A 23,128-nucleotide genomic window follows, 5' to 3' on the forward strand; every position below is an offset into this window, starting at 1 on the left:
TTTGAACGTTCATGGTTACCTCACTGATTTGCAGTGTTTAAAAAAACCGCATACCCTGTGTTTCCATGTTTATCTTACTTGATCCGAATAACCATTACCAGCCGACACTGCAGGTAATAGCGAGCCCATACCGATGAAATCTTTGCCTTTCCCATCCCCATCCCGAGATTTAGCAGGTGATTCTGCGCAATCATTGTTATTGGCCGCAAGGCTGCATGCCCCCGGCTCTTATCTGGGGATACATTCTGTTCCGGGCGGTGAGCTGGTTCGAGTGTTTCAACCGTATATGTCACGGGTATGGCTGCAGACTTCATCCGGTTTCCAGGTGATGGAGTGCACGCACGATGCAGGTATTTTCGAGTGGAAGGGGGAGGCTGTTACGCGTCCTTATTTACTGCGTCTGGAACATGCAGAAACCGGGGTAATTGAGGAGCGCTATGATCCTTATGCTTTTCCAGTACAGATTTCAGGACATGATCTGTATCTGTTCAATGAAGGGCGCCTGCTCCAGGCATACCACATGCTGGGTACCCATCAGGTCAAAAATCAAGGCGTTACGGGCACACGTTTTGCCGTATGGGCACCCAATGCCGAACGGGTAAGTGTCGTTGGGGATTTCAATCACTGGGATGGCAGGGTGTGCCCTATGATGGCGCGTGATCACAGCGGGGTATGGGAATTGTTTATTCCGGATCTGCCCGGAGGTACGTTATATAAATATGAGATCAGAAATCATTCAACTGGAGAAATCCTGCTCAAGACCGATCCTTATGCAACCAGGTATGAATTGCGTCCCAATAATGCCGCATTGACGCCAGTTGAAAGCCGGTATGAATGGCAGGATAACGACTGGATGGTGCAACGCGCAGGATGGGACTGGCTACATGCGCCAGTCAATATTTATGAGCTGCATGTAGGTTCGTGGAAACGCCATCCGGATGGCAGCTTCTATTCATATCAGGAATTAGCCGATCACCTGATTCCTTATCTACAAGAGATGGGTTATTCCCATGTTGAGCTGTTGCCAATTTCCGAGCACCCGCTGGATGAATCCTGGGGATATCAGGTAACAGGTTATTTTGCAGCAACCAGCCGCTATGGTAATCCAGAAGCATTCATGTATTTTGTGGATAAATGTCATCAGGCTGGAATTGGTGTGATTCTCGACTGGGTGCCGGCACATTTTCCACAAGACAGTTTTTCATTGGCACGGTTTGACGGTACAGCGCTCTATGAACATGAAGATCCGCGCCTGGGTTATCACCAGGATTGGGGGACGTATATTTTCAATTACGGGCGCAGTGAGGTGAAATCCTTTCTGCTTTCCAGCGCCCATTACTGGTTGTCTGTTTTCCATATTGACGGGCTGCGTGTGGATGCGGTGGCCTCGATGCTCTATCTGGATTATTCGCGCAAAGAAGGAGAATGGCTGCCCAATCGTTTTGGTGGGCGTGAAAATCTTGATGCAATTGATTTCTTGCGTGAATTGAACACGATGGTGCATGGTGAATTTTCCGGTGCGCTTACTTTTGCCGAGGAATCCACCTCCTGGCCAGCAGTATCTCGTCCGACCTATCTGGGCGGGCTGGGTTTTTCCATGAAATGGAACATGGGATGGATGAACGATACGCTGAATTACATGCAACTGGATCCAATTCACCGGCATTACCATCACAATGAACTAACGTTCAATCAGCTTTACGCCTATACCGAAAACTTCATTTTGCCGCTTTCGCATGATGAAGTGGTACATGGCAAAAAATCCCTGCTGGACAAGATGTCGGGAGATGTCTGGCAAATGTTTGCCAACCTGCGTTTGCTGTTTACCTACCAGATGACCTGCCCAGGCAAAAAAATCAACTTTATGGGCAATGAATTTGCTCAAGGACGTGAATGGCGGGTTAATCATGAACTTGACTGGTATCTGCTGGAGCGTGATCCGCATCGTGGTATACAAATGTTATTGCGGAATCTGAATCACCTCTACCTGGATACACCAGCGTTGCATGAGCTGGATTTTTTTACTGAAGGATTTTCCTGGATTGATTGTCATGATTCGGAACAGTCAGTTATCAGTTACCAGCGCCGTGCCAGAGATGGATCATTCATGCTGGTGATCCTGAATTTCACACCAGTGCCACGTACCGGCTACCGAGTAGGCGTACCGGAATCCCGAACATACCAAGAAGTATTCAACAGCGATTCAACTTACTATGGTGGCAGCAATATCGGTAACCCTGGGGATATTGTTCCGACCGGGCAGCAGTGGTCAGGTCAAGTTGATTCCATCATCATTACCTTACCGCCGCTGGCGGGTATCATTCTGATTTGACAGCAGATTGTGCTTGTAAAAGCAGGAATTTATTCAGATTAAGGTTTGTCTTCATATAAGAGTGGCAAAAGAGCCAGTCTGTATATCGAAAATTGATTTGGGGAAGCAAAATATGGGCGCATCAAATGATAATCAAGCTCAAGCTGGCGCCACAATGATCAGTCTGCCTATCGAGGGCATGACGTGTGCAAGTTGTGTTGGTCGAGTGGAGGCGGCACTGGCCAAGGTTGAGGGGGTGAGTGATGTATCGGTTAATCTGGCTACCGAGCGCGCAGATATCCATCTTGCGAATTCGGTTGATCGCATGGCACTGATTCAAGCAGTTGAGAAAGTAGGATTTGATGTTCCTGCAACTATCATTGAACTGGTAGTGGAAGGTATGACATGCGCTTCATGTGTGGGGCGTATCGAACGGGCGCTCAAAGCTGTGCCCGGAGTGCAGGAAGCAACCGTGAATCTGGCGACGGAACATGCCACAGTGCATGGGGTGGCCGATGCTGACACGCTAATCAATGCCATTGTGAACACGGGTTTTACCGCCAAAGCCATGGATACCACGGCACAGGCCAGCGATGAAGCGACAGAAAAGAAGGACGTAGAACGCGCGCTACTCAAGCGGGATTTGATCTTGGCTAGTGCATTAACATTGCCTGTATTTGTAATTGAGATGGGATCACACCTGATTCCCGCTGTGCATGATTGGGTGATGGCTACTATTGGTATACAGCAGAGTTGGTATCTGCAGTTTGCATTGACCGTGCTGGTGATGATCTTCCCTGGGCGCCGTTTCTATGAAAAAGGTTTTCCAGCACTGCTGCGGCTGGCACCGGATATGAATTCACTGGTAGCAGTGGGGACGGTTGCTGCATTCGGTTATTCCGTGATTGCTACCTTTGCTCCTGATCTTTTGCCCGCTGGCGCTGTAAACGTTTATTACGAAGCAGCAGTCGTCATCGTTACATTGATTTTGCTGGGTCGTTTTCTTGAAGCACGCGCCAAGGGACGTACTTCTGAAGCGATCAGGCGACTGGTTGGTTTGCAGGTGAAGGTGGCGCATGTATTGCGCGATGGCAATATTGTTGATATCCCGATCGGTGAAGTTACTCTGGACGATAGTGTTGAAGTCCGTCCCGGCGAGCGCATACCGGTAGATGGCGAAGTAGTGGAAGGTCGCAGTTTTGTGGATGAATCAATGATTACCGGTGAACCTGTTCCTGTCGAAAAAACGGTTGGTAGCGAAGTGGTAGGCGGGACCGTCAATCAACGGGGCGCTTTTATATTACGTGCAACTGCCGTGGGCGGACAAACCATGCTGGCGCAGATCATCCGCCTGGTTGAGCAGGCGCAAGGCTCCAAGCTGCCCATTCAGGCAATGGTGGACAAGGTGACACTGTGGTTTGTACCAGCCGTTATGCTGGCTGCGGTAATTACCTTTCTGATCTGGCTGATTTTTGGTCCTGCACCGGCACTGACGTTTGCACTGGTCAATGCAGTGGCAGTACTTATTATTGCCTGCCCTTGTGCGATGGGTTTGGCCACGCCGACTTCCATCATGGTTGGCATTGGTCGCGGTGCCGAGATGGGTATTCTGTTTCGTAAGGGTGAAGCGCTGCAATTGCTCAAGGATGCCCGGGTCGTGGCGGTGGACAAGACTGGTACTCTGACCGAAGGCCGGCCTGCATTGACTGATCTGGAAGTTGCGCCCGGCTTTGATCGCAATCAGGTATTGACACAGGTTGCGGCGGTGGAGTCGCGCTCGGAACATCCAATTGCTCGCGCCATCGTCGAAGCAGCGGCACAGGAGGGCATCACGCTACCGGCAGTGACTGAATTTGAATCCGTCACTGGCAAAGGTGTGTGCGCCACGGTGGAGGGTATCAGTGTAAAAGTTGGTTCTGATCGTTATATGCGTGAACTGGGAATAGATGTGACGGGTTTTGCCAAAACAGCTGAACGTCTGGGAAATGAAGGTAAGACACCGCTTTATACCGCTGTCGATGGTCAACTGGCCAGCATTGTGGCGGTTGCAGATCCAATCAAATCCAGCACACCTGCAGCGATTTCGGCACTGCATCAATTAGGCCTCAAGGTAGCGATGATCACCGGTGACAATGCACGCACTGCGCAGGCAATTGCCAGACAACTGGGTATTGATGACGTGGTGGCCGAGGTGCTGCCCGAAGGAAAGGTTGAGGTGGTGCGTCGTCTGAAAGCCACCTACGGGCGAGTAGCGTTCATCGGTGACGGGATTAATGATGCGCCGGCGCTGGCCGAGGCTGATGTTGGTCTGGCGATCGGTACCGGTACCGATATCGCGATGGAATCGGCTGATGTGGTGCTGATGTCCGGTAATCTGCAAGCTGTACCCAATGCGATTGCGCTGTCGAAAGCAACCATTACCAATATCCGCCAGAATCTGTTCTGGGCATTTGCCTATAACACTGCTCTGATTCCCCTGGCGGCTGGTGCGCTGTATCCCACTCTGGGTTTATTGTTGTCCCCGATCTTTGCGGCAGGCGCCATGGCAATGTCAAGTGTGTTTGTGTTGGGCAACGCGCTGCGCTTGCGCCGGTTCCAGCCGCCTTCGCTGATAGCTTCGTAAGATTTTCGGTTGGAAAAATAACCTGTGACTGTTCCACAACCTCACCCGCACCCTGAGCATGGCAAGAATGGTCATGATGACCGGGACCGCAACCATGATCATAACCATAAGCAGGTCATCACAGCCGGTAACGAGCGCCGCATTCGGTTTGTCTTCTTTTTTACTGCTGGTTATGCGCTGATACAGGCAATCGGTGGGTGGCTGTCCGGATCGCTGGCGCTGATCGCTGATTCAGGTCACATGATCTCGGATGCGGCTGCACTGTTATTGGCGCTGGTGGCTTATCGCATTGCCAGGAAACCGGCTGATAGTACGAGAACTTATGGTTTTCACCGCGTGCGTGTACTGGCAGCTTTGGCCAATGGCGTGACTTTGTTGCTTCTGGTAGTCTGGATCATCCTGGAAGCGATCGGGCGGATGCACACACCGACGGAGATTCTGGCTGGGCCCATGTTGATCGTGGCTGTGATTGGCCTGGTTATAAATCTGGTCGGGGCATGGGTTTTGTGGTCAGGTAACAAGGAAGATGGCAATCTGCGCGGCGCCCTACTGCACATAATCGGCGATTTGCTCGGGTCAGTGGGTGCAGTTGCAGCGGCTGTTGGCATCATGTTTACTGGCTGGACGATTCTTGACCCGATTCTGTCGGTGCTTGTTGCCTTACTGATCATCCGTTCTGCCTGGGTGCTGGTCAAGGATTCAGTACATGTGCTGCTGCAGGTTGTTCCTCGTGGCATGGATACACGAGTGGTAGAGAACGGCCTGACACAACTACCAGAAATTGAAGAAGCTGGGCATTTCCATGCCTGGATTCTGGCGGATGAAACCACTATTGCAACTGTTCATGTCAGTCCTGCTCGTGGTGTTGATCCACTTTCTCTACCTCCTTTGGTATCGTCCTGGTTGCGGGAACGTTATGCCATTGATCATGTTACTGTACAGATTGATCCGCCCGGACAGCTTGAACATGAGCATCGATAAAATTCCGCTCGATCAGGGCTTTCATGCCATGTTATTGGTAATAAAGAAGCCCAATTTATTTTTCTGGGAAATCGTTTTCTGATTTTTCAGGAATAATTGTGTAACACATACAGCTCCAGCGAACTTCTACCGTAATATTCCACTCTCATATTTGGATGTGAGCAAGAATCGTGATGTAACGGTATTCCTTCAAGCTGTCTTACTCCACAAGATTAATTTTAGATTGATGATTTTATCCTTGTGGAATAAGTATTTTGTCCGAAACCATGCTTAAAAGGATAAAAAAGACGGGTAAAAATATTCTTAATGAATGCATGGATGAGCTTAAGTCAGACCTTTTTATGACGATAACAAAAATATGATATTGCACTAAATCACTACTTATATTTTTGATATCCAGAAAGAAAATAAAATGAAACTTTTTAAGAGCATACCCAACCCGAAAGAAATACGTCAGAAATTGGGATTGAATCAGCAGGAATTCTGGAGCAAGGTAGGCGTGACCCAGAGTGGTGGTTCGCGTTATGAAAGTGGCCGGGAAATGCCGAAAGCAGTGAGGGAGTTATTGAGGCTGGTCCACATTGAACATGTTGATCTGACCAGAATAAAAAGAGATGACCTCCTTATCGCAGCAATGCTGAAGACCCAACACCCTGATCTATATAAAAACCTTAAAAAATCAGCTAAACAACTAAAGTAAGTTTGGTTTTCTTCGAACTGTTTCTGTTCTCAAGCAGTTGTTTTTACCTGTATACCAAGCGCCCTGATTTTGTCAGCGAAGGCTTCTATCCAATCCGGATCTGCTTTTGAGAGGATTGTCGCTTCCGGCTGCAAGGCAGGGCGCGCCAGGGTATAAAGCAATACCCCCTGGATTCGGGTTCCTTCCAATAACAACGTACGAACAAAGCAGATATAAGCATCGGTTTCTGCTTTGTTAGGATGTGCGCCATTCAGTTTGAATACACAGGTTTGGAGCCAGATCGGGCAGAGCGAGGCTGCAGTTCGCAGATTGTCGCGCATACGCTGTAAACTTGCTCGGGTGTTATTGATGTGCAAGTGCCCGGCTTGCGTAACACTGTCCAGCTTGAACCAGACTTCGCCATTGAGCTCTGCCATCCGGCGCAGGCCCTTTTGTACTGCAACCCGGTTAATCAAACTGCCGTTAGTGATGAGTACCAGCTTAAGTTTTTCCGGCAGGGGGAAATCAGCTTTTGTCCTGCCAATGATCTCAATGATCTGTTCAAATTCCCGCGCACTGGTCGGCTCGCCATTACCAGATAAAGCGATATCTTTGATTACTCTGGCTTCCAGCGGAACGCTCTCCAGCATAAAGTTTCCAAATAACAGTTCATACAGAAAAGCACGCAATTCCTGCTCCAGCTTGATCAAATCAATGGCAGGGGCTACGCCACGCTTGAGATCGGGTACCTGGCAGTAAATGCAGCGCCAGTTGCAAGCATTGTTAGGGTTGAGATTGATACCGATGGATATTCCGCCAGCACGACGAGAAATGACCGGGTAGACATAGGTCAAACCGGCGCTGTCACGGCTGTGATTATCTTGGCTTAATCGTCCAGCAGTAGGTGGCAATGTTATAATTCCCGGGATGTTGATTACACGAAAATTCGAGTTTGATGCGGGACACCGCATCTCCACCCACCGGAGCCAATGCCGCAATCTGCACGGGCACCGCTATGTGCTGGAAGTTACGATTTCGGGGGGTATTATCACTGATGCCGGAGCGCCAGAGCAAGGCATGGTTATGGATTTTTCAGATGTCAAACGCATTATTCGGGAAACCCTGGTGGATCAGTGGGATCATGCCTTTCTGGTATATGCCGGTGATACCCGCGTGCTGGAATTTCTGCAATCAATAGATGGTCACAAAACGGTTGTGCTGGAAGTACAGCCCACCGCAGAAAATCTTGCCTTAATCGCTTTTGACAGCTTGCATCGCACATTACGGAACAAATATGCGGGCAGATTGGAGCTGGAACATATCCGTTTGTTTGAAACTCCTAACTGTTGGGCTGATGTGAACAAAGTGGATTTCAAATTTGATTTGGTGGGAGAGGCTCCTGGATCCTGAGCGGAAGTTATTTAGGCTTTTCCAATCTGGTTACTTAAATATAAAAATCAAACTGATGCGTAAACCTTATGTTTGTTGATTCTCATTGTCACCTTGATTTTCCTGATCTGGCCAGTAACCTGAATGAGTTGCTGACGAATATGCAAATCAGTCAGGTCACACATGCTTTATGCGTTGCAGTTAATCTGGAAAATTTTCCGCGCGTGCGCGCACTGGCTGAATCACATCCGAATCTGTTTGCCTCGGTGGGGGTGCATCCCGACTACGAAGACACGGCAGAACCTGAAGTTGAACAGTTGCTGGAGCTGGCAAATCACGACAAGGTGGTTGCGCTGGGAGAAACCGGACTGGATTATTTTCGGCTGAAAGGTGATCTTGAATGGCAGCGCGAAAGGTTCCGGCGGCATATTCGCGCTGCCAGGCAATGCGACAAACCGCTGATCATCCATACTCGCGCAGCGGCTGAAGATACATTGCGTATTATGAAAGAAGAGGGGGCAGATCAGGTCGGTGGTGTGATGCATTGCTTTACTGAATCCTGGGAAATCGCCCAGCGTGCGCTCGATTTAAATTTTTATATCTCGTTCTCCGGGATTGTGACATTCAAGAATGCGGCAATCATTAAAGAGGTGGCAAAGAAAGTGCCAGCTGGCAGGATGCTGATCGAGACGGATTCTCCTTACCTTGCGCCCGTCCCTCATCGAGGCGAAACTAATCAACCCGCATTTGTCCGGCATGTTGCCGAGGAAATCGCCCGGTTGCGTGAAACGGATGTTGCTGAAATTGCTGCGGTAACAACCAATAACTTCTTCAACTTGTTCAAGGTGGCCTGAAATGAACAAATCTTTGTGGAATCAATGGAGTATTGCATCAGTCATCACCCTGTTGTGTGCCTTCTGCCTATACTTGCCTGCTTACGCCGGTGTAGATGAGGATTTGATCTCGGCGGTAGAGAACAATAAAACCCATCGCATTAAAAACTTGCTGGAGGAAGGTGCGAGCCCGGATGTACGCGATCTGCATGGTGAAACAGCGCTGATGCTGGCTGCCCGCAACAAAAATTCGGAGATGGGCAGGTTGCTGCTGGAGGCAGGCGCGAATCCTAATCTGCAAAACAAATATGGTGAAACAGCCACTATGCTGGCGAGCTATTACGGGCAGCTGGATCTGATCAAGCGACTTTATGCAAAGGGTGCCAAAATTGATCATGATGGCTGGAACCCGCTGATTTATGCAGCCAGTAAAGGCTATAAGCAGATCGTCGAATTTTTGCTAGATTATGGCGCAAGAATTAACGCCACCACGGATAACGGCACAACAGCTCTGATGATGGCCGCACGTGGTAATCATTACGATACCGTTGACCTGCTACTGAAACATGGCGCAGATGTTTCAGTCAGAAACGAAGCCAATGGTACAGCATTGGCTTGGGCCCAGAAACGCGGACATACTGATATCGTGCAGTTACTGACGCATAAACAACGGCAAGACTGATTAAATTGCTGTTGTCTTCTGCTTAATGGGAGTGCTGATCAGGCATTAAATAAGGAAGCGACTGGATAGTCAACTGCGGACCATCCGGTGTTTTGCAGTGAATGGGATTGGCTTTTATGCTGCTAACCTGAATCACTGCCAATACATCAACGCCTTTAGCAGGAGCAGGGGCAGCATTAACGATCATTCCACATGCCTGACCACCAGTATCTGCACTGAACAGGTTGTCACCTGCCGCAATCTCCAGGGGTGAATCTGAATCCAGATGAGCCCGGTACATGCGGCGCTTCACCTTGCCAAGATATTGCGTACGGGCAACGATTTCCTGACCGGGATAACACCCTTTTTTGAAATTGACCCCGCCAATTGCATCCAGGTTGATCATTTGCGGGATGAACTGCTCCTGGGTGGCTTTGAAAATTGCCGGGACTCCTTCCTGAATTTCCAGCCAGTCCCAGGCGGCGGCACCCGCGCAACGTGCCTGACTGCTTAGTCGCTCCCATAATGAAAGTGCGTGGGCCGGGGAAATCAGAATTTCAAACCGGTTTTCACTGTGACAAATTACCTGCCCGTCTGGAATGGCTATTATAGCCAAGGGCTTGGTGGGGAGAACCGTTCCTGCCAACGTATTTTGCAGCAATGTGTGAGCATTCTTGCCGGCAACACCAATACGAATACAATCCTCGGTATGATCCTGAATGATCACCTTCGCTCGCAGTACAAACATTTTCAGTCGTTTGGCAATGGTTTCCGTCAGTTCTGCCGGGAGCTGCATCAGGTAGCTGTAGTCGGAAATGTTCTGCCATAGCAAAAAGCTGCTCAACAGACGACCTTTAGGCGTACAGTAGCCGCCATAAGTGGCTTTGCCGGAATCGGTGGTGTGAACATCACAGCTTAACTGCCCCTGCAAAAATTTTTGTGTCTCTTCGCCAGAAAAGCGGATCAGACCGAGGTGGGAGAGATCAATCAGCACTGGTGCTGATTCTACTTGTGCCAATTCAACGTCGGGTTGACCAAAATGCAACACCCGATTTTGTTCGATATGGGCATTGCGGCTTGTCAAAAATGTAAACCAGTCAGGGTTCATGGAAAGAAAGGAAAATTACGTTGGGTGATATCAATAATCAATCGGAGAGTGCGCTGTCAATTCAGCTGCAACCTTCCAGACAGTTGGCAGTGTTGCTGAGCCTTGCGCATTGTACGGCAGCCGGTGTGTTCTGGCCATTGGCATTGCCCGTGGTGGTGAAGATTATGATCACCTTGCTGTTGGCAGGTAGTCTCTATTACTACCTGCGGCGCTACGCCTGGCTTGCCTTTCCACAATCCATCATGACACTGCATCTGACTGGAAGAAATCGCTGCAAAATAGAGACTTGCGTAGGGAAATCCATTAATACCGTCATCGACGCTAGTACCTTTGTCGCCCCCTATATGACTGTACTCTGCCTGAAGATGGAACAAACATACCGGTATCGCACAGTGGTCATCTTGCCGGACAACATCGATGCAGACAGCTTCAGGCGACTGCGTGTCTGGCTAAAATGGAGATGGCAGGATAAATTTTCAAACAGAGAAAAGCGACACTAATTTTCCCAGTCGGGGAATTTCTATTTTTCACGTTATGTGTGCGTAAATGACAGGGAAACTTGATTCGTTCCGAAAAACAGCAATCAGCAGCAAGAATTTTTCAAGGGTGATTACCTGCAAGATCCGGTTATCAAAGACTGCTCTAGTGGATTTTAGAATAAAATATCGTTATTGCTGATGTTTCAGTCTCATCAATATTTTTGAGTCTTGTCCAAGTTTTATCATTCCAAGCATAGTAGATTACTACAATCTGTAATGATAATGACACGCATTTGCAGTCGTTCGTGTTATATTGCTTACTTTCCCAATATTTTCTTACAGATCAATCGACCAAGTGTGAGGCTTCATGATCTCAATCAATCGACATCCTTCAGCCTGTTTCTTCGTTTTCTTCTTGTTGCTGGCTTTAACTTTTGGTATCCGGGCAGATAACGTTATTTCACTGGTGCCTCAGACTTGGCAGATGCTCGACTATCTGGGGACCGACTACGCCGGAGCCGTGGATAAGGGAACAGTCATAAATGATCCTGAGTTTGCCGAAATGCGAGAATTTTCAGCAGCAGTACGCACGCAAATTGCTGCACTTCCGGAGCATGCTGACAAAGCTTCTTTGCTGACACAGGCCGATAGTCTGACAATCCTGGTAGAGAATAAGGCCGATGCTGCTGAAGTTGCATTGCAGGCTCACCAACTGGCGGATGCCTTGCTGACAGCTTATCCTATTCCAACTTCACCTGCTACAGCACCCGATCTTGCCCGGGGTGCTACGCTTTATCAAAGCCACTGCGCAAGCTGTCATGGTGTAAAGGGGGGCGGAGATGGCCCGGCTGCAGTCGGATTGGATCCGCCTGTTATTGCCTTTACTGATGTGGAACGTGCCGATCAGCGTAGCCCTCTGTCGCTCTTCCAGACCATTTCTCAGGGGGTGGAGGGTACTTCCATGATCAGCTATAGCGAGCAATTGAGCAAGGTTGATCGCTGGGCACTGGCTTATTACGCGGGCACGCTTGCTTATACAGATGATATTAAAAGAGGGCAGGCTCTCTGGCAGCGGGATATTGGTGCACGTGCGCACATCAGCAATCTGGATGAGCTATCACGTACTCGTGCCGATCAGATCAGTGCTGTGCTGGGTAAGGATCAGGCCCATGCTTTGATAGGCTATTTGCGTGCACAACCTGATGCACTAGAACAGGCACTGACCGGTATCGCGCTTGCTCGCGGGCGGATGGCTGCCAGTGTGGATGCTTATCGGGCGGGTAACAGCAAAGAGGCCATCCAGCTTGCACGATCTGCCTATCTGGACGGTATCGAGCCTGTGGAGCTACAGCTCAGTGCTACTGATAGTGCGCTGCGTGCTCGTATAGAACTGGGTATGGGTACTTTCCGTTCTGGTCTTTCCAAAGATATTGGTATTGACAGTATTGCAAAGCAGGCGGCAGAGCTTGATGAGCTTCTGGTAAGCGCTCAGAAACTTACCAGCAGCGCAGGTAATGCCACAACCACTTTCTTTGGGGCTTTTACCATTCTGGTTCGCGAAGGCTTGGAAGCGTTGTTGATTATTGTTGCCTTGCTGGCTTTTCTGGATAAGGCTGGTAAACGTGAAACTCTTCGCTATGTTCATGCTGGCTGGATAGCTGCACTGGTGGCAGGGGGAGGAACCTGGGCAGTGGCACACTATCTGATTGATATCAGTGGTGCCAGTCGTGAACTTACCGAAGGATTGTCGGCATTATTTGCTGCACTGATTTTGCTGGCAGTGGGATTGTGGATGCACCAGAAAAGTACCGGAGATCGCTGGCAGGCTTATCTCAAGGAAAAAATGAGCAATGCGCTGAATAAAAAATCTGCCTGGTTTTTGTTTGTTCTTACCTTTATATCGGTCTACCGTGAGGTATTCGAGACCATCCTGTTTTATGCGACTTTGTGGCAGGAAGATCAGAAAATCTGGTTGCTGGGGGGTATTGGCGCAGCGGTACTGGTGCTGGCACTGATTGCCTGGGGGTTGTTGCGAACCAGTCGTCGTCTGCCTATCTCCACATTTTTTGCAGCCAGCTCAGTGCTGATTGCTGTTCTCGCCGTTGCGCTTACCGGGAAAGGGGTGTCTGCCTTGCAAAAGGCTGGTTGGATTGAGGTGTCGCTGGCACCGGTACCACATATTGATCTGCTGGGTGTTTTTCCAACCTGGCAGACTTCCCTGTCGCAATTGGCGGTCATTGCGTTGCTGGTAATTGGCTATTTTTACAATAAACGCAAAGCTACGTTAGCCTGAAGTATTCGTTGCGACAATCGCCTGGATTGATATTCAGGCGTGCACAATAACGGCCTCTTTACTGCAAGGATCCTTATCAAAATGGTGATAGGGGCGATTTTTAGATTATTTAAAGTGTCTGCAACCCGGCAACATGAGATGATTCCAATCAGCATGCCTTCCTGCTGCAAGTTGGCGAGGGTTTTCAGCGCGGCATCAAGTGCTTCTTCATCCAACGTGCCAGAACCTTCATCCAGAGACAAGGAATCAATCCGGGTTTGCAACTGACCATGCGGGAAAGGCCGAGCGCCAATGCCAGAATGACGATGAAACTGTGGATCAGCGGGATAGCTTTCTGCTGTTTTTTCCGTTCAAATTCAAATTGTTCAAGTGCAGATCAGTTTTTTGCGCGCCTGGTGCTGGCTCAAATGACAGCGGAAGTGCCCGGACTGGGTGGCGAAGAGTACTTCAGTAAAACATTCACCCGTCTGTCGCGACATGATTTCATTTTCACACTTAGTAACTTTATTGAGGCGAGGAGTGCGGCCGTACAGTGCCAGGCAGATAACATCAAGCACAGTTGTTTTACCACCACCGGCTGGGCCGGTAATCGAAAAAATTCCATCTGATACAAAGGCGGGATGAGTGAAGTCAATTTCCTATTTGCCGATCAGAGAATTCAGATTTTTGAAGCGCGCTTGCAATAATCTACATAGGTTATTTTTACTCCCGAATTTCAGAGCTTGGTGAGCAAGGTATGTTTTTTTTCATTAAAGACATTAAAAATCATTTATTTATAACATAAAGATTATTTTATAATTTTATTTAGTAAGGCAATTAAAAAATATTGACAATAAATAAAATATCTGTTATTAAATAACTGTCTCCTGAGAAGGGAGGCAATAAGTCAAAACAGCTAGAAGAGTTATATTGTCAATATATTTTTCTTATAGGAGACTAAAAAATGAAACTCATACTTACTGTCGCCACCCTGTTAGTAGCTTCAACTATCTTGACCGGGTGTCTTGATACGGATAAACCCGGCAACTATCCGCCGAGCCTGATGATGGAACGTGATTCAATGCCAGACCAAGTGGATCAAAAAACAGATCAAAGAGCCGATCAGAAAACAGAACAGGCAATCACGAAATAAAAAAGGAAAAATATGAGAGAACAAATATAACCGCCCCTCCCGGGCGGTTTTTCATTGGGCATCGTTTGTTTTTATGCCTGAAACTGAGAGAGTGGTTTTATAAATATCTGTATACGGATTTATCTACGTCTGCAATCTTGTCCACAGTTTTGTTTACGTCCAGTAATCGATCTGTCTGCTGGCTCCACAGTGCGGCGGGTTTCCTGAGTTTTTCCCGAATCGGTTTCGGTGAGCTTATGCCGAAGATTCTATAATTATCCGCTGGGTTTTGTGCGTGCCTGATACAGACTCCAGTGGTGCCGGAAATGCCTGGATTGTACTTTAAAATCTGCCTTGATAACTTTGCCAAGACGGGGCTAGTGCCTGTACAGCGCCAGATAAATAGCATCAAACACAGTTATTTATCAGCACCAATCAAGTCGGTAATCGAAAAAGTTTCATCTGGTACAAAGGCGGCATGATAGCGAAATCAATTTCCTATTCACTGACTAAGGAGCCCAAATTTTTGAAGCATGCCTGCTCTGCTCACATGAGCCATTTTCATTTTTCAAGCCCACAATTTTGTAAGTAATCGTTCAGGATGCGACAAGCGCTGGAAGTTGCCCATTGGTCGGATGGGTTTCACTGTCTACGCTGTAACGGTACTGCTTACTATGTCATACGTGATGGTATACGCAAGGTTTTTCAATGCAGCGCCTGCCGACATTAGACCTTATTGATTGCCGGGACAGTTTTTCAGGGCACTAAACTACCGTTGACCGTCTGGTTTTTGGCAATTTATCTGATTAGTCAGGCCAAGACCGGTTTGTCATCCCTGGCGCTCAAGCACTAGCTGGGAGTGAGCTATCCTACGGCATGGTGTGATACACCACAAACTGATGCAGGCGATGGCTAATCGTGAGGAGCGTTATGTCCTTGATGGCAGAATCCAGGTCGATGATGTTTATCTTGGTGGAGAACGTGCGGGAGGAAAAACGGGCAGAGGCTCAGAGAATAAGGTGCCTATTGTTGCCGCTGTGTCTCTGACTGAGGATGATCGCCCTTTGCGCATGAGGCTTACCCCAGTCTCAACCTGGGTAAAGGATTGTCTGGCACCCGGCAGCACGGTGTTCTCGGATGCCTCGGCCTGCTGGTGCCGTTACCAAAATGGGCTGTAACCACCATTTTACAGTTATCGCCGGACGCAAACCAAAGGAGACTCCCGAGTTCTGGTGGATCAACACTATCCTCGGCAATCTCAAGACCAGCTTGTCGGGTTGTTACCATGCTTTCAACTTCCGCAAGTATGCCGCTCGCTATCTTGCCACCTTCAGTTACCGATTCAACCGGCGTTTTGATCTTTGCTCACTGCACGAAAAATTGCTGATCGCCGCTGCTTCGACCACTCCGCAGCCCTTGCACTTTATTCGAATGGCTGACGTTCGTTGCTAATCAGGAATAAATTCTGTGATGGTGCTATTAAAAATTTACTTAAGTATTTTCCTGCCAGACCGTTTACTGAAAACAAGATTCTGACTCGGCAAATAAAACAGAAAAGTGCATGTTTAATCTGTGAGAGTCAAGTTATCTACTCCAACAAGGTAAAATAATTCTTCGATTTTTTTACAGCAAACAACTACAAATACCTGAGCATAAGGCCAAGTTACTTAAGGAGATAACGTAATGACAGATAAAAATCTCAGATTTCTGGTAGTGGATGATTTCTCGACAATGCGCAGGATTATTCGCAACCTGCTCAAGGATCTCGGTTTTAATAACGTCGAAGAAGCTGAAGACGGAGCCATGGCTCTGAAAAAACTACGTGATGGTAGCTTCGATTTCATTGTTTCGGACTGGAATATGCCCAATATGGATGGATTAACCATGCTGCAAAATATCCGTGCGGATAACGCATTGAAAGATATTCCTGTGCTAATGGTCACCGCCGAAGCAAAAAAAGAAAATATTATTGCCGCAGCCCAGGCTGGAGCAAACGGGTATATCGTCAAACCCTTTACAGCCGCCACACTGGATGAGAAATTAAACAAGATTCTCCAGAATATGGCTGTACACGCCTGAACTGCTTTTTCTTGCCTATCTACCGACAAACAGATATTAATCCAAAAGATGAATAGCAGCCTGGATACTAATAAAAATGTCATCGATCACCTCGAACAGCTTACCCAGATGTTGCACAATTGTCTGTCTGAGCTCGGTCATAGCCAGCGTTTACAGCAAGCAAGTATCGGGGTATCCAGCAGCAAGGATGGGCTGGCCTATGTTGTCAATAAAACAACGCAGGCCGCCGAATGCTCACTGTTAGCGATAGAAAACGCCAAGCCCATCCTGGAAAATCTGGCAGTAAATGCCACTAATTTGCACAAGTTATGGCATCAGATGCCAGAAATAACAGTCACCACTATTGCAGATCATCCTGTTCTAAACAATACACTCAAGCAAACCCTTGATTTCCTGAGCGACATTCCTGAGCAGACAAGCTCCACACAAGCCTATCTTACGGAAATCATGGTGGCTCAGAATTTTCATGACCTGACCAGCCAGGTCATTCAGAAAATTACTCGCATGATCGAAACAATCGAACAGGAAATACGGCAATTGCTAACAGAAGAAGACTCGACGAAAAAAGAAATTTCGATTGAAAAAAAGAACAGCTTGATGAATGGGCCTGTCATTGATCCGCTAAAGCAAGACGACGTATACGTCGATCAAGAACAGGTTGACAACCTGTTGACCAAGCTGGGTTTCTGAAAGAGCACTAAATTGCATGTGCTACCTAGTCATAGAATTTTCTCAAATCTGATGGCTGAGGGAATCTTTGTGAAACTCTGTCAATCTGAAACTTCCTTGCATATGGCCTTGTGATGGCCGGATTGCGCAGAGGTTTTTAAGATGATTTTGATTTAAACAGCTGCACTGCTGTATTATTTTCTCCATTTTGTTCTGGCGTGAACCTGCTTCATAAAACATGGAAACCAGCGTCTTAATTCGCTCCCTGCTAGCGATAGCGCTGGGAGCATCATTGGGAGCCATCCTGCGCTGGATCCTCGGCATGACTCTCAACGCACTGTTTTCGACGATCCCACCGGGAACGTGGCTGGCTAATATGTTCGGTGGTTATCTAATGGGGGTAGCACTTGCCTACTTCAGTCAGCACGCATATTTAGCTCCCGAATGGCGGTTATTCATCATCACCGGGTTTTTGGGTGGGCTGACAACTTTCTCGACATTTTCAGCAGAGGTCACCACGCTGATTCAACAGGAACGCATATTGTGGGCTGGTATGGCGATATCAGCGCATGTGATTGGCTCATTATTGATGACGTTTTTGGGGTTGGCCACCTATAATATTTGCAAGCACCTTTGATATAGGGGAGGCACCATGCAAGGCTATCAATTGACATTTTTCACCCAGCAAGACCGCAAGCACGGATATCAGCCCTTGGGCAACTGGTTGATTGAAGAAGCGCGTAAACTTGGAGTAGGTGGCGCAACTTTGATCGCAGCAACCAAAGGTTTCGGGCGCGATCGCAAGTTACACGCTGCATGTTTCTTTGAACTGGCTGATCAGCCTATCGAGGTAACGATGGCACTCAGCGAAGCGGACAATAAACGTCTGTTCCAGCGGCTGCGCGATGAAAAGATCAGTGTGTTCTATATCAAGACACCGATTGAATTTGGGATGACCGACGATCCACAGGGAGATTGAAGATGACTTCAAACGACTGGTTTTATTGGGCATTGTTATCCGCTATTTTTGCGGCATTAACCGCTATCTTTGTTAAGGTAGGTGTTCAGGATGTGGATGCTGATTTGGCCACCTTAATCCGGACAGCTATCATCATCGTCGTTCTATCTGTGTTTGTGATCTCCACTGGTAAATGGGCCAACCCCTTCAAGCTATTACCCAAGACATGGCTATTTCTTGGTCTATCTGGTTTGGCCACAGGGGCTTCCTGGGTGTGCTACTTCCGAGCCCTTAAAATCGGTGATGTTTCCAAGGTTGCCCCCGTGGATAAATTCAGTCTTGTCTTGGCGGCTGTATTTGCTTTCACTTTTCTGGAGGAGCGTCCATCATCTCAGGAATGGTTTGGAATCACGATGATTGCAGGCGGTGTGCTTCTCCTTGCACTCAAGCGGTAATACATACAGACAAAAATCGTCGAATACCCAGAAATCACCAATGGGCGCCTCGAAAAAGCTTGACTCGCCCCTCCTGGTAGACTTGGTAAAATTACGCGGTCCTGAAACCCGTTCTTCTCCTGCCGATGAAACCACATAGCGCCTTCAAGCCCGACCTGTTCGCCGACGAACACCATCGCAAGAGTGCCCGACCACGCCACTGTATGGACCTTCTAGAACCGGATCGGTGAAGCAGGGGCGAAGGCGCTGTTCGACGGCGTCTCCGCGCAGTTGCTCCAGCAGAGATTCATCGCTCGCCAGAGTTCGTTCGATACTGGAAGCATGAATACCTTGCGACCGGCCGGCGTAGTCTTGCACAGGAAGCTGGGAACAAGGGAAGTCTGGTCAAGTTTCAGAAAGTACCGACATATCTAAGATTTTGATAAATGTACTGTATAGAGCTATGGCGTAGCCCAGCGAAGTGCGATGCTGGAGCCATCCTGAAATAAAAATGCCACCTGCTGTATTACTACAAACAGGTAGCTATTAGTTGATTCTATTTAAGTCTGTTCTGCTGCCGGTTGTTCGGTATGTTCCGATTGCTGTTTCGGTTCCTGATGACCGGATGGATCGGTGAATTGATCATTCAGCATCTGGATGTAATCATTAGCATCTTCCTTGACTTCAGCCAGGATGCGCTGATTTGTTGTATTCCAGCCAGCCGGGCTTTTCAGGAACATGGGGCGGTAACCAGCAGTACTTTTACTGAAAGCGCGAATGATTTGCTTGGAGGCAGTGTGATCGTGGCTGTATTCAGTCGCAAGCTGTTTCAGAATACTGTGGGAGACACTTTTGCGAACGGTAAGATGGACGTAGCCAAGTGCGCCCACTAAAAAAGCACCCAAAAGAATCGGCAATACGCCTCCGGCAGAAATGCCGGCGATACAACGCTCAACTAGGTGCCAGCTTTCGGTGGCAGTCAGCGCCGCACCCGTCAATACCACCAGCAAACCGAGCAAGATGCTATCCAGCGTAAATACCCGGCTTCTCCATTGATCCAGCGCGGCTTCAAGTTTGCTGATAACCTGTGTTTCAATGGTGTTGGCCGTTTGTTCGAGCATGGCGGCAATCCGGTAGGAGCGTTCGATTTCGATCTGCTGCATGCGTGCACTGATGTCTGCCAAATCTTCTTCACGCTTTTGTTCAAAACGTTCCCGAACTTGTGGATCGTGAATGGGGACAGCGGCATCCTTGTCATAAATCCGATAGAAACGCCCGGCCAGCAATCCGGCCTGTGCCAGTGAACGCTGCCAGGCGGAAATAACTTCCTCGGGATTATCTTCCTTTGCGGTCACATCAATCTGATTGAGGATGTACAGAAACTTATTGGCATCCGGGCGGTTAATAGTAGCGGCAACCAGATATTCAAGGGTATCTTTCATGGCGCCGGGTTCCGGGTGGCGCGCGTCGAAAAAAACCAGTACCAGGTCGGACAGATCAATGATGTGCTGGGTAAGGCGCAGGGTGGAGGTACGCTGGCTGTCTGCATCAAATCCGGGAGAGTCAATCAGGATCTTGCCACGGATTTTTTCTGATGGACAGGTTTTAAGTTGAACATAGGCATCAATGCGTTGCGGTCCGGTTTCTGCAATTTCCTCGATGTTATGGCTGATCTGGTAGAACGGGAAACGCGGATCAGCATCAAGCGCCACGCCTGGCAGCGTCTTGACTTCATCGTGACGGCTGTAACAGATGACTGTGAATTTGTCATCGACCGCCTGATTGCCGGTGCGCTGCAGGGGTAGATTCAGGTAGGAATTGATGAACGTTGACTTGCCTGATGAAAAAGTGCCCAGCACCGCAATCATTGGCCACCAAGTGACATAGGTGGCATATGACTCGTTCCGCTCCAGCAACCCGAGTGCCTGGGCGACGCTGTCCAGTTTTCTGAAACTGTGTACAGCTTTGGTCAGAACCGGGTTATCCGGGTGTTCTTCTGCGAGATGTTTTTCCAGATTGGCGAGGTGCTTGAGGATATTGGTCGTACTCATATTTGATGATCCTTGTTTAATTAGTGAATGTTGGCGTTGAAAAATATAGGTTTGTAGAGGGCTTTTTTATTATCCGGGTCAATTTTATTGTGGTAGCAGTCGCTTTACAAATGGATACACTGGCACATCTGTATCTGTTCATGTTAATCAAATTCGGACAGTAGTTTTTTCATAATCGTTTCCGCCTGATTCCAGTATTGTGATCCGAATAGATTGAGATGATTAAGGATGTGGTAAAGCTTATAGAGCTGCTTGCGGGTGGCATACCCGGTATCCGCCGGCCAGATATCGCGGTAGGCAGCATAAAAGTCTGGTGGAAACCTGCCAAACAGTTCCGTCATGGCCAGATCAGCTTCTCTGTCGCCGTAATAGACGGCTGGATCGAAGATAACGGGTTGTCCATCTGTATCGAAAGCGTAATTTCCTCCCCACAGATCGCCATGCAACAGCGATGGCTGCGGTGTGTAGCCCATAAAAAAATATTGAAAACCGGATAGCAGGCGTTCACCGAGCGATTGCAGCGAACCGGTGTAACCGTTTTCCCTGGCGAGATTCAGTTGATAACCCAATCGCTGCTGGCGCCAGAATGCAATCCAGTCACTATCGACTGTATTTCTTTGTGGCGTTGAGCCAATCGTGTTGTCACGTATCCAACCAAATTTTTCAGCAGTATGCCGATGCATATTAGCCAGCCCGATACCCAGTGTGGCTGCATTACCCTGATTCTGCAAGTCAATGTATTCCAGCACCAGCCAGGCATAGCCATGCCCGCTACCACTGCAAAACGGCCGTGGAGCACGCAGGCTGGCGGAATCGAGGATTTCCTCCAACCCGGCTGTTTCGGCTTCAAACATGGCCAGATACTCGGCCTTATTCAGTTTGATAAAGAATTGCTGATCCTGATTGCGAATGCAGAAGGTCTGATTGATGCAGCCTCCTCCAATCGAGGTGAGGTTTTCCAGGGTGAACGCCTGCCGGGTAAGCTGTGAGATTTGCGCAGCAATGGCTGTCCATGGAAGGGAAGTAGCTTGTTGTATATTCCGTTTCATTGCTGCTTCATTTCTACTTCAGTCCGGCAATTGAGAACGTGCCCGGCAGATAGCCGCGCGTACCTGCTCCGGTGCGGTGCCGCCGGGGTGATTTCGGCTTTGCAGCGAACCTTCCAGTGTCAGCACCTCAAATACGTCCTGTTCGATAATTGCGGAGAATTGCTGCAGATCCGCAAGCGAGAGCTCACCCAGGTCACATCTTTTGTTTTCTGCGAAACGGACTGCCTGGGCAACTGTTTCGTGCGCATCACGAAAGGGAGTTCCTTTTTTGACCAGATAATCAGCCAGATCAGTCGCCGTGGCGTAGCCGCGCAATGCCGCCTGGCGCATGGCTTGTGGATTAACTTGCAGCCCGGCCAGCATGTCGGCGTAGATAGTCAGCGTATCTTTCAAGGTATCCACAGTATCAAACAAGGGCTCTTTGTCTTCCTGGTTGTCCTTGTTATAGGCCAGAGGCTGTGATTTCATCAGTGTTAACAGTGCAACCAGATGGCCGTTGATGCGGCCGGTTTTTCCACGCACCAGCTCAGGCACATCAGGATTTTTCTTTTGTGGCATGATGGATGAACCTGTGCAGAACCGGTCTGCAATGCGGATGAAGCCAAATGCCGGACTCATCCATAGGATCAGCTCTTCTGACAGGCGGGAGAGGTGCATCATGATAAGCGCGGCACTGGCACAGAATTCAATCGCAAAATCACGATCAGATACAGCATCCAATGAGTTATGACAGATATCATCAAACCCCAGTTCGCGTGCCACCTGTTCGCGATCGATCGGATAACTGGTGCCCGCCAGCGCGGCAGCTCCCAGCGGTAGCTGATTGACACGTTTTCTGCAATCCTGCAGACGTTGTCCATCGCGCAGCAGCATTTCATAGTAGGCGAGCAGATGATGCCCGAATGAAACTGGTTGCGCCACCTGCAAATGGGTAAAGCCAGGCATGATGGTGGCAGCGTGCTGTTCCGCCAGATCCAGTAATACATATTGCAGGCCATAGATGAGGTCGATAATCTCATCTATGGCAGCGCGCAGGTAGAGCCGAATATCGGTGGCCACCTGGTCATTGCGTGAGCGGGCGGTATGCAGTCTTTTTCCGGCATCCCCTGTCAGCGCCGTCAAACGCCGTTCAATGTTCAGATGTACATCTTCCTGCTCAAGCTGCCACTCAAACTGGCCATTTTTGATTTCTTCCCAGATCTGCGTCAGCCCTTTTTCAATAGCTTCCAGATCAGTTTGCGGGATGATATTTGTGGCTGCCAGCATACGTGCATGCGCAAGCGATCCCTGAATATCGTACTCGGCCAGTCGATAATCGAATCCGACTGATGCGGTATAGCGTTGTACCAGTAGTGCAACAGGTTCACTGAAACGACCTGACCAGGTCTTTTTATCTTTTTCCACGGGAATATCTACTTAC

24 protein-coding genes and 1 pseudogene are annotated in these 23,128 nt (G+C 48.6%); 16 read left to right on the plus strand and 9 right to left on the minus strand.

The annotated features are described in order from the left end of the window. Window positions 1–74 precede the first annotated feature (74 nt). Window positions 75–293 (minus strand): hypothetical protein, encoded by a 219-nt coding sequence (locus ABF86_RS13170; protein WP_242500149.1) that lies wholly within the window; start codon window positions 291–293, stop codon window positions 75–77. On the opposite strand from ABF86_RS13170, the gene glgB reads away from it, so the two are divergent. From glgB to ABF86_RS03870, 4 genes are all read left to right on the plus strand, one after another. After that, the gene (glgB, locus tag ABF86_RS03855; protein ID WP_242500148.1) at window positions 287–2,332 is read left to right on the plus strand and encodes a 1,4-alpha-glucan branching protein GlgB; all 2,046 of its coding nucleotides are present in this window, start codon (window positions 287–289) and stop codon (window positions 2,330–2,332) included. The two genes, ABF86_RS13170 and glgB, sit on opposite strands and share 7 nt — an antisense overlap. A gap of 112 nt (window positions 2,333–2,444) precedes the next feature. Then, a complete protein-coding gene (locus ABF86_RS03860; protein WP_074684571.1) occupies window positions 2,445–4,934 on the plus strand; it encodes a heavy metal translocating P-type ATPase in 2,490 nt (829 codons plus the stop codon). Between the two features lie 24 nt (window positions 4,935–4,958). Continuing rightward, the gene (locus ABF86_RS03865; RefSeq protein WP_011634359.1) at window positions 4,959–5,915 is read left to right on the plus strand and encodes a cation diffusion facilitator family transporter; all 957 of its coding nucleotides are present in this window, start codon (window positions 4,959–4,961) and stop codon (window positions 5,913–5,915) included. Between the two features lie 412 nt (window positions 5,916–6,327). Next, window positions 6,328–6,615, plus strand: a complete 288-nt coding sequence (locus ABF86_RS03870; protein ID WP_011634358.1) for a helix-turn-helix domain-containing protein — start codon at window positions 6,328–6,330, stop codon at window positions 6,613–6,615. 29 nt (window positions 6,616–6,644) lie between these two features. Here ABF86_RS03870 and ABF86_RS03875 read toward each other — a convergent pair whose 3' ends face one another. After that, window positions 6,645–7,505, minus strand: coding sequence for a radical SAM protein (locus ABF86_RS03875; RefSeq protein WP_074455651.1), 861 nt, complete (start codon window positions 7,503–7,505; stop codon window positions 6,645–6,647). Between the two features lie 16 nt (window positions 7,506–7,521). Between ABF86_RS03875 and queD the strand changes: the two genes are divergently transcribed. The 3 genes from queD to ABF86_RS03890 all read left to right on the plus strand — a co-directional run bounded on the left by queD (window position 7,522) and on the right by ABF86_RS03890 (window position 9,498). Next, on the plus strand, window positions 7,522–8,004 hold the full coding sequence (gene queD, locus ABF86_RS03880; protein WP_074455652.1) for a 6-carboxytetrahydropterin synthase QueD: 483 nt from the start codon (window positions 7,522–7,524) through the stop codon (window positions 8,002–8,004). Between the two features lie 68 nt (window positions 8,005–8,072). Further along, entirely contained in the window at window positions 8,073–8,837 is a 765-nt protein-coding gene (locus ABF86_RS03885) for a TatD family hydrolase (RefSeq protein WP_074455653.1), read from the plus strand. Window position 8,838: 1 nt separating this feature from the next. Further along, the gene (locus ABF86_RS03890) at window positions 8,839–9,498 is read left to right on the plus strand and encodes an ankyrin repeat domain-containing protein (protein ID WP_074684553.1); all 660 of its coding nucleotides are present in this window, start codon (window positions 8,839–8,841) and stop codon (window positions 9,496–9,498) included. A gap of 22 nt (window positions 9,499–9,520) precedes the next feature. Here the strand turns inward: ABF86_RS03890 and ABF86_RS03895 are convergent, their stop codons facing one another. Beyond that, window positions 9,521–10,585 carry a folate-binding protein YgfZ gene (locus tag ABF86_RS03895; protein ID WP_074455655.1) on the minus strand — a complete coding sequence of 355 codons (1,065 nt, stop codon included), beginning with the start codon at window positions 10,583–10,585 and terminating at the stop codon, window positions 9,521–9,523. A gap of 20 nt (window positions 10,586–10,605) precedes the next feature. On the opposite strand from ABF86_RS03895, the gene ABF86_RS03900 reads away from it, so the two are divergent. Both ABF86_RS03900 and ABF86_RS03905 read left to right on the plus strand, forming a co-directional pair. Then, window positions 10,606–11,085 carry a protein YgfX gene (locus ABF86_RS03900; protein WP_160803465.1) on the plus strand — a complete coding sequence of 160 codons (480 nt, stop codon included), beginning with the start codon at window positions 10,606–10,608 and terminating at the stop codon, window positions 11,083–11,085. 346 nt (window positions 11,086–11,431) lie between these two features. After that, window positions 11,432–13,357, plus strand: coding sequence for an FTR1 family protein (locus tag ABF86_RS03905; protein WP_074684551.1), 1,926 nt, complete (start codon window positions 11,432–11,434; stop codon window positions 13,355–13,357). On the opposite strand, the gene ABF86_RS03910 is transcribed toward ABF86_RS03905, so the two are convergent. Together ABF86_RS03910 and ABF86_RS12740 are read right to left on the minus strand one after the other, a co-directional pair. Then, complete coding sequence (locus ABF86_RS03910) at window positions 13,327–13,599, minus strand: hypothetical protein (protein WP_074684550.1); 273 nt, start codon at window positions 13,597–13,599, stop codon at window positions 13,327–13,329. The two genes, ABF86_RS03905 and ABF86_RS03910, sit on opposite strands and share 31 nt — an antisense overlap. Window positions 13,600–13,722: 123 nt before the next feature. Further along, window positions 13,723–13,992, minus strand: coding sequence for an AAA family ATPase (locus ABF86_RS12740; protein ID WP_083341398.1), 270 nt, complete (start codon window positions 13,990–13,992; stop codon window positions 13,723–13,725). Window positions 13,993–14,300: 308 nt separating this feature from the next. Here ABF86_RS12740 and ABF86_RS12430 point away from each other — a divergent pair, with 308 nt between their 5' ends. The 7 genes and pseudogenes from ABF86_RS12430 to ABF86_RS03945 all read left to right on the plus strand — a co-directional run bounded on the left by ABF86_RS12430 (window position 14,301) and on the right by ABF86_RS03945 (window position 18,629). Continuing rightward, on the plus strand, window positions 14,301–14,489 hold the full coding sequence (locus ABF86_RS12430; RefSeq protein WP_074684549.1) for a hypothetical protein: 189 nt from the start codon (window positions 14,301–14,303) through the stop codon (window positions 14,487–14,489). 589 nt (window positions 14,490–15,078) lie between these two features. Then, window positions 15,079–15,920: pseudogene (locus ABF86_RS03920) on the plus strand (IS1595 family transposase); the annotation flags it as partial. A 231-nt stretch (window positions 15,921–16,151) separates the two neighbouring features. Beyond that, window positions 16,152–16,547 (plus strand): chemotaxis response regulator CheY, encoded by a 396-nt coding sequence (gene cheY / locus ABF86_RS03925; RefSeq protein ID WP_011634347.1) that lies wholly within the window; start codon window positions 16,152–16,154, stop codon window positions 16,545–16,547. A gap of 48 nt (window positions 16,548–16,595) precedes the next feature. Then, the gene (locus tag ABF86_RS03930) at window positions 16,596–17,237 is read left to right on the plus strand and encodes a protein phosphatase CheZ (protein WP_011634346.1); all 642 of its coding nucleotides are present in this window, start codon (window positions 16,596–16,598) and stop codon (window positions 17,235–17,237) included. Window positions 17,238–17,454: 217 nt separating this feature from the next. After that, window positions 17,455–17,853, plus strand: coding sequence for a fluoride efflux transporter CrcB (gene crcB, locus ABF86_RS03935; protein ID WP_011634345.1), 399 nt, complete (start codon window positions 17,455–17,457; stop codon window positions 17,851–17,853). A 15-nt stretch (window positions 17,854–17,868) separates the two neighbouring features. After that, window positions 17,869–18,195, plus strand: coding sequence for a DUF190 domain-containing protein (locus ABF86_RS03940; protein WP_011634344.1), 327 nt, complete (start codon window positions 17,869–17,871; stop codon window positions 18,193–18,195). 2 nt (window positions 18,196–18,197) lie between these two features. Then, window positions 18,198–18,629: an EamA family transporter gene (locus ABF86_RS03945; protein ID WP_011634343.1), complete on the plus strand. Its 432-nt coding sequence runs from the start codon at window positions 18,198–18,200 to the stop codon at window positions 18,627–18,629. A 144-nt stretch (window positions 18,630–18,773) separates the two neighbouring features. Here ABF86_RS03945 and ABF86_RS12435 read toward each other — a convergent pair whose 3' ends face one another. From ABF86_RS12435 to argH, 4 genes are all read right to left on the minus strand, one after another. Beyond that, on the minus strand, window positions 18,774–18,986 hold the full coding sequence (locus tag ABF86_RS12435) for a hypothetical protein (RefSeq protein WP_164502676.1): 213 nt from the start codon (window positions 18,984–18,986) through the stop codon (window positions 18,774–18,776). Between the two features lie 182 nt (window positions 18,987–19,168). Further along, complete coding sequence (locus tag ABF86_RS03950; protein WP_074684547.1) at window positions 19,169–20,659, minus strand: dynamin family protein; 1,491 nt, start codon at window positions 20,657–20,659, stop codon at window positions 19,169–19,171. 143 nt (window positions 20,660–20,802) lie between these two features. Beyond that, window positions 20,803–21,708 (minus strand): fructosamine kinase family protein, encoded by a 906-nt coding sequence (locus ABF86_RS03955; protein ID WP_011634341.1) that lies wholly within the window; start codon window positions 21,706–21,708, stop codon window positions 20,803–20,805. A gap of 18 nt (window positions 21,709–21,726) precedes the next feature. Beyond that, window positions 21,727–23,112, minus strand: a complete 1,386-nt coding sequence (argH, locus tag ABF86_RS03960) for an argininosuccinate lyase (protein WP_074684546.1) — start codon at window positions 23,110–23,112, stop codon at window positions 21,727–21,729. Window positions 23,113–23,128: the final 16 nt, after the last annotated feature.

It is taken from the genome of Nitrosomonas sp. GH22 (assembly GCF_009833115.1).
GTDB classification, from domain to species: Bacteria; Pseudomonadota; Gammaproteobacteria; order Burkholderiales; family Nitrosomonadaceae; genus Nitrosomonas; species Nitrosomonas eutropha.

Excerpts from the sequence above, each read along its gene's own strand:
- glgB (WP_242500148.1), top strand. The coding sequence starts at position 287 with ATGTCACGGGTATGGCTGCAGACTTCATCCGGTTTCCAGGTGATGGAG.
- ABF86_RS03860 (WP_074684571.1), top strand. The coding sequence starts at position 2,445 with ATGGGCGCATCAAATGATAATCAAGCTCAAGCTGGCGCCACAATGATC.
- ABF86_RS03870 (WP_011634358.1), top strand. The coding sequence starts at position 6,328 with ATGAAACTTTTTAAGAGCATACCCAACCCGAAAGAAATACGTCAGAAA.
- queD (WP_074455652.1), top strand. The coding sequence starts at position 7,522 with ATGTTGATTACACGAAAATTCGAGTTTGATGCGGGACACCGCATCTCC.
- ABF86_RS03885 (WP_074455653.1), top strand. The coding sequence starts at position 8,073 with ATGTTTGTTGATTCTCATTGTCACCTTGATTTTCCTGATCTGGCCAGT.
- ABF86_RS03890 (WP_074684553.1), top strand. The coding sequence starts at position 8,839 with ATGAACAAATCTTTGTGGAATCAATGGAGTATTGCATCAGTCATCACC.
- ABF86_RS03895 (WP_074455655.1), bottom strand. The coding sequence starts at position 10,585 with ATGAACCCTGACTGGTTTACATTTTTGACAAGCCGCAATGCCCATATC.
- ABF86_RS03905 (WP_074684551.1), top strand. The coding sequence starts at position 11,432 with ATGATCTCAATCAATCGACATCCTTCAGCCTGTTTCTTCGTTTTCTTC.
- ABF86_RS12430 (WP_074684549.1), top strand. The coding sequence starts at position 14,301 with ATGAAACTCATACTTACTGTCGCCACCCTGTTAGTAGCTTCAACTATC.
- cheY (WP_011634347.1), top strand. The coding sequence starts at position 16,152 with ATGACAGATAAAAATCTCAGATTTCTGGTAGTGGATGATTTCTCGACA.
- ABF86_RS03930 (WP_011634346.1), top strand. The coding sequence starts at position 16,596 with ATGAATAGCAGCCTGGATACTAATAAAAATGTCATCGATCACCTCGAA.
- crcB (WP_011634345.1), top strand. The coding sequence starts at position 17,455 with ATGGAAACCAGCGTCTTAATTCGCTCCCTGCTAGCGATAGCGCTGGGA.
- ABF86_RS03940 (WP_011634344.1), top strand. The coding sequence starts at position 17,869 with ATGCAAGGCTATCAATTGACATTTTTCACCCAGCAAGACCGCAAGCAC.
- ABF86_RS03945 (WP_011634343.1), top strand. The coding sequence starts at position 18,198 with ATGACTTCAAACGACTGGTTTTATTGGGCATTGTTATCCGCTATTTTT.
- ABF86_RS03950 (WP_074684547.1), bottom strand. The coding sequence starts at position 20,659 with ATGAGTACGACCAATATCCTCAAGCACCTCGCCAATCTGGAAAAACAT.
- ABF86_RS03955 (WP_011634341.1), bottom strand. The coding sequence starts at position 21,708 with ATGAAACGGAATATACAACAAGCTACTTCCCTTCCATGGACAGCCATT.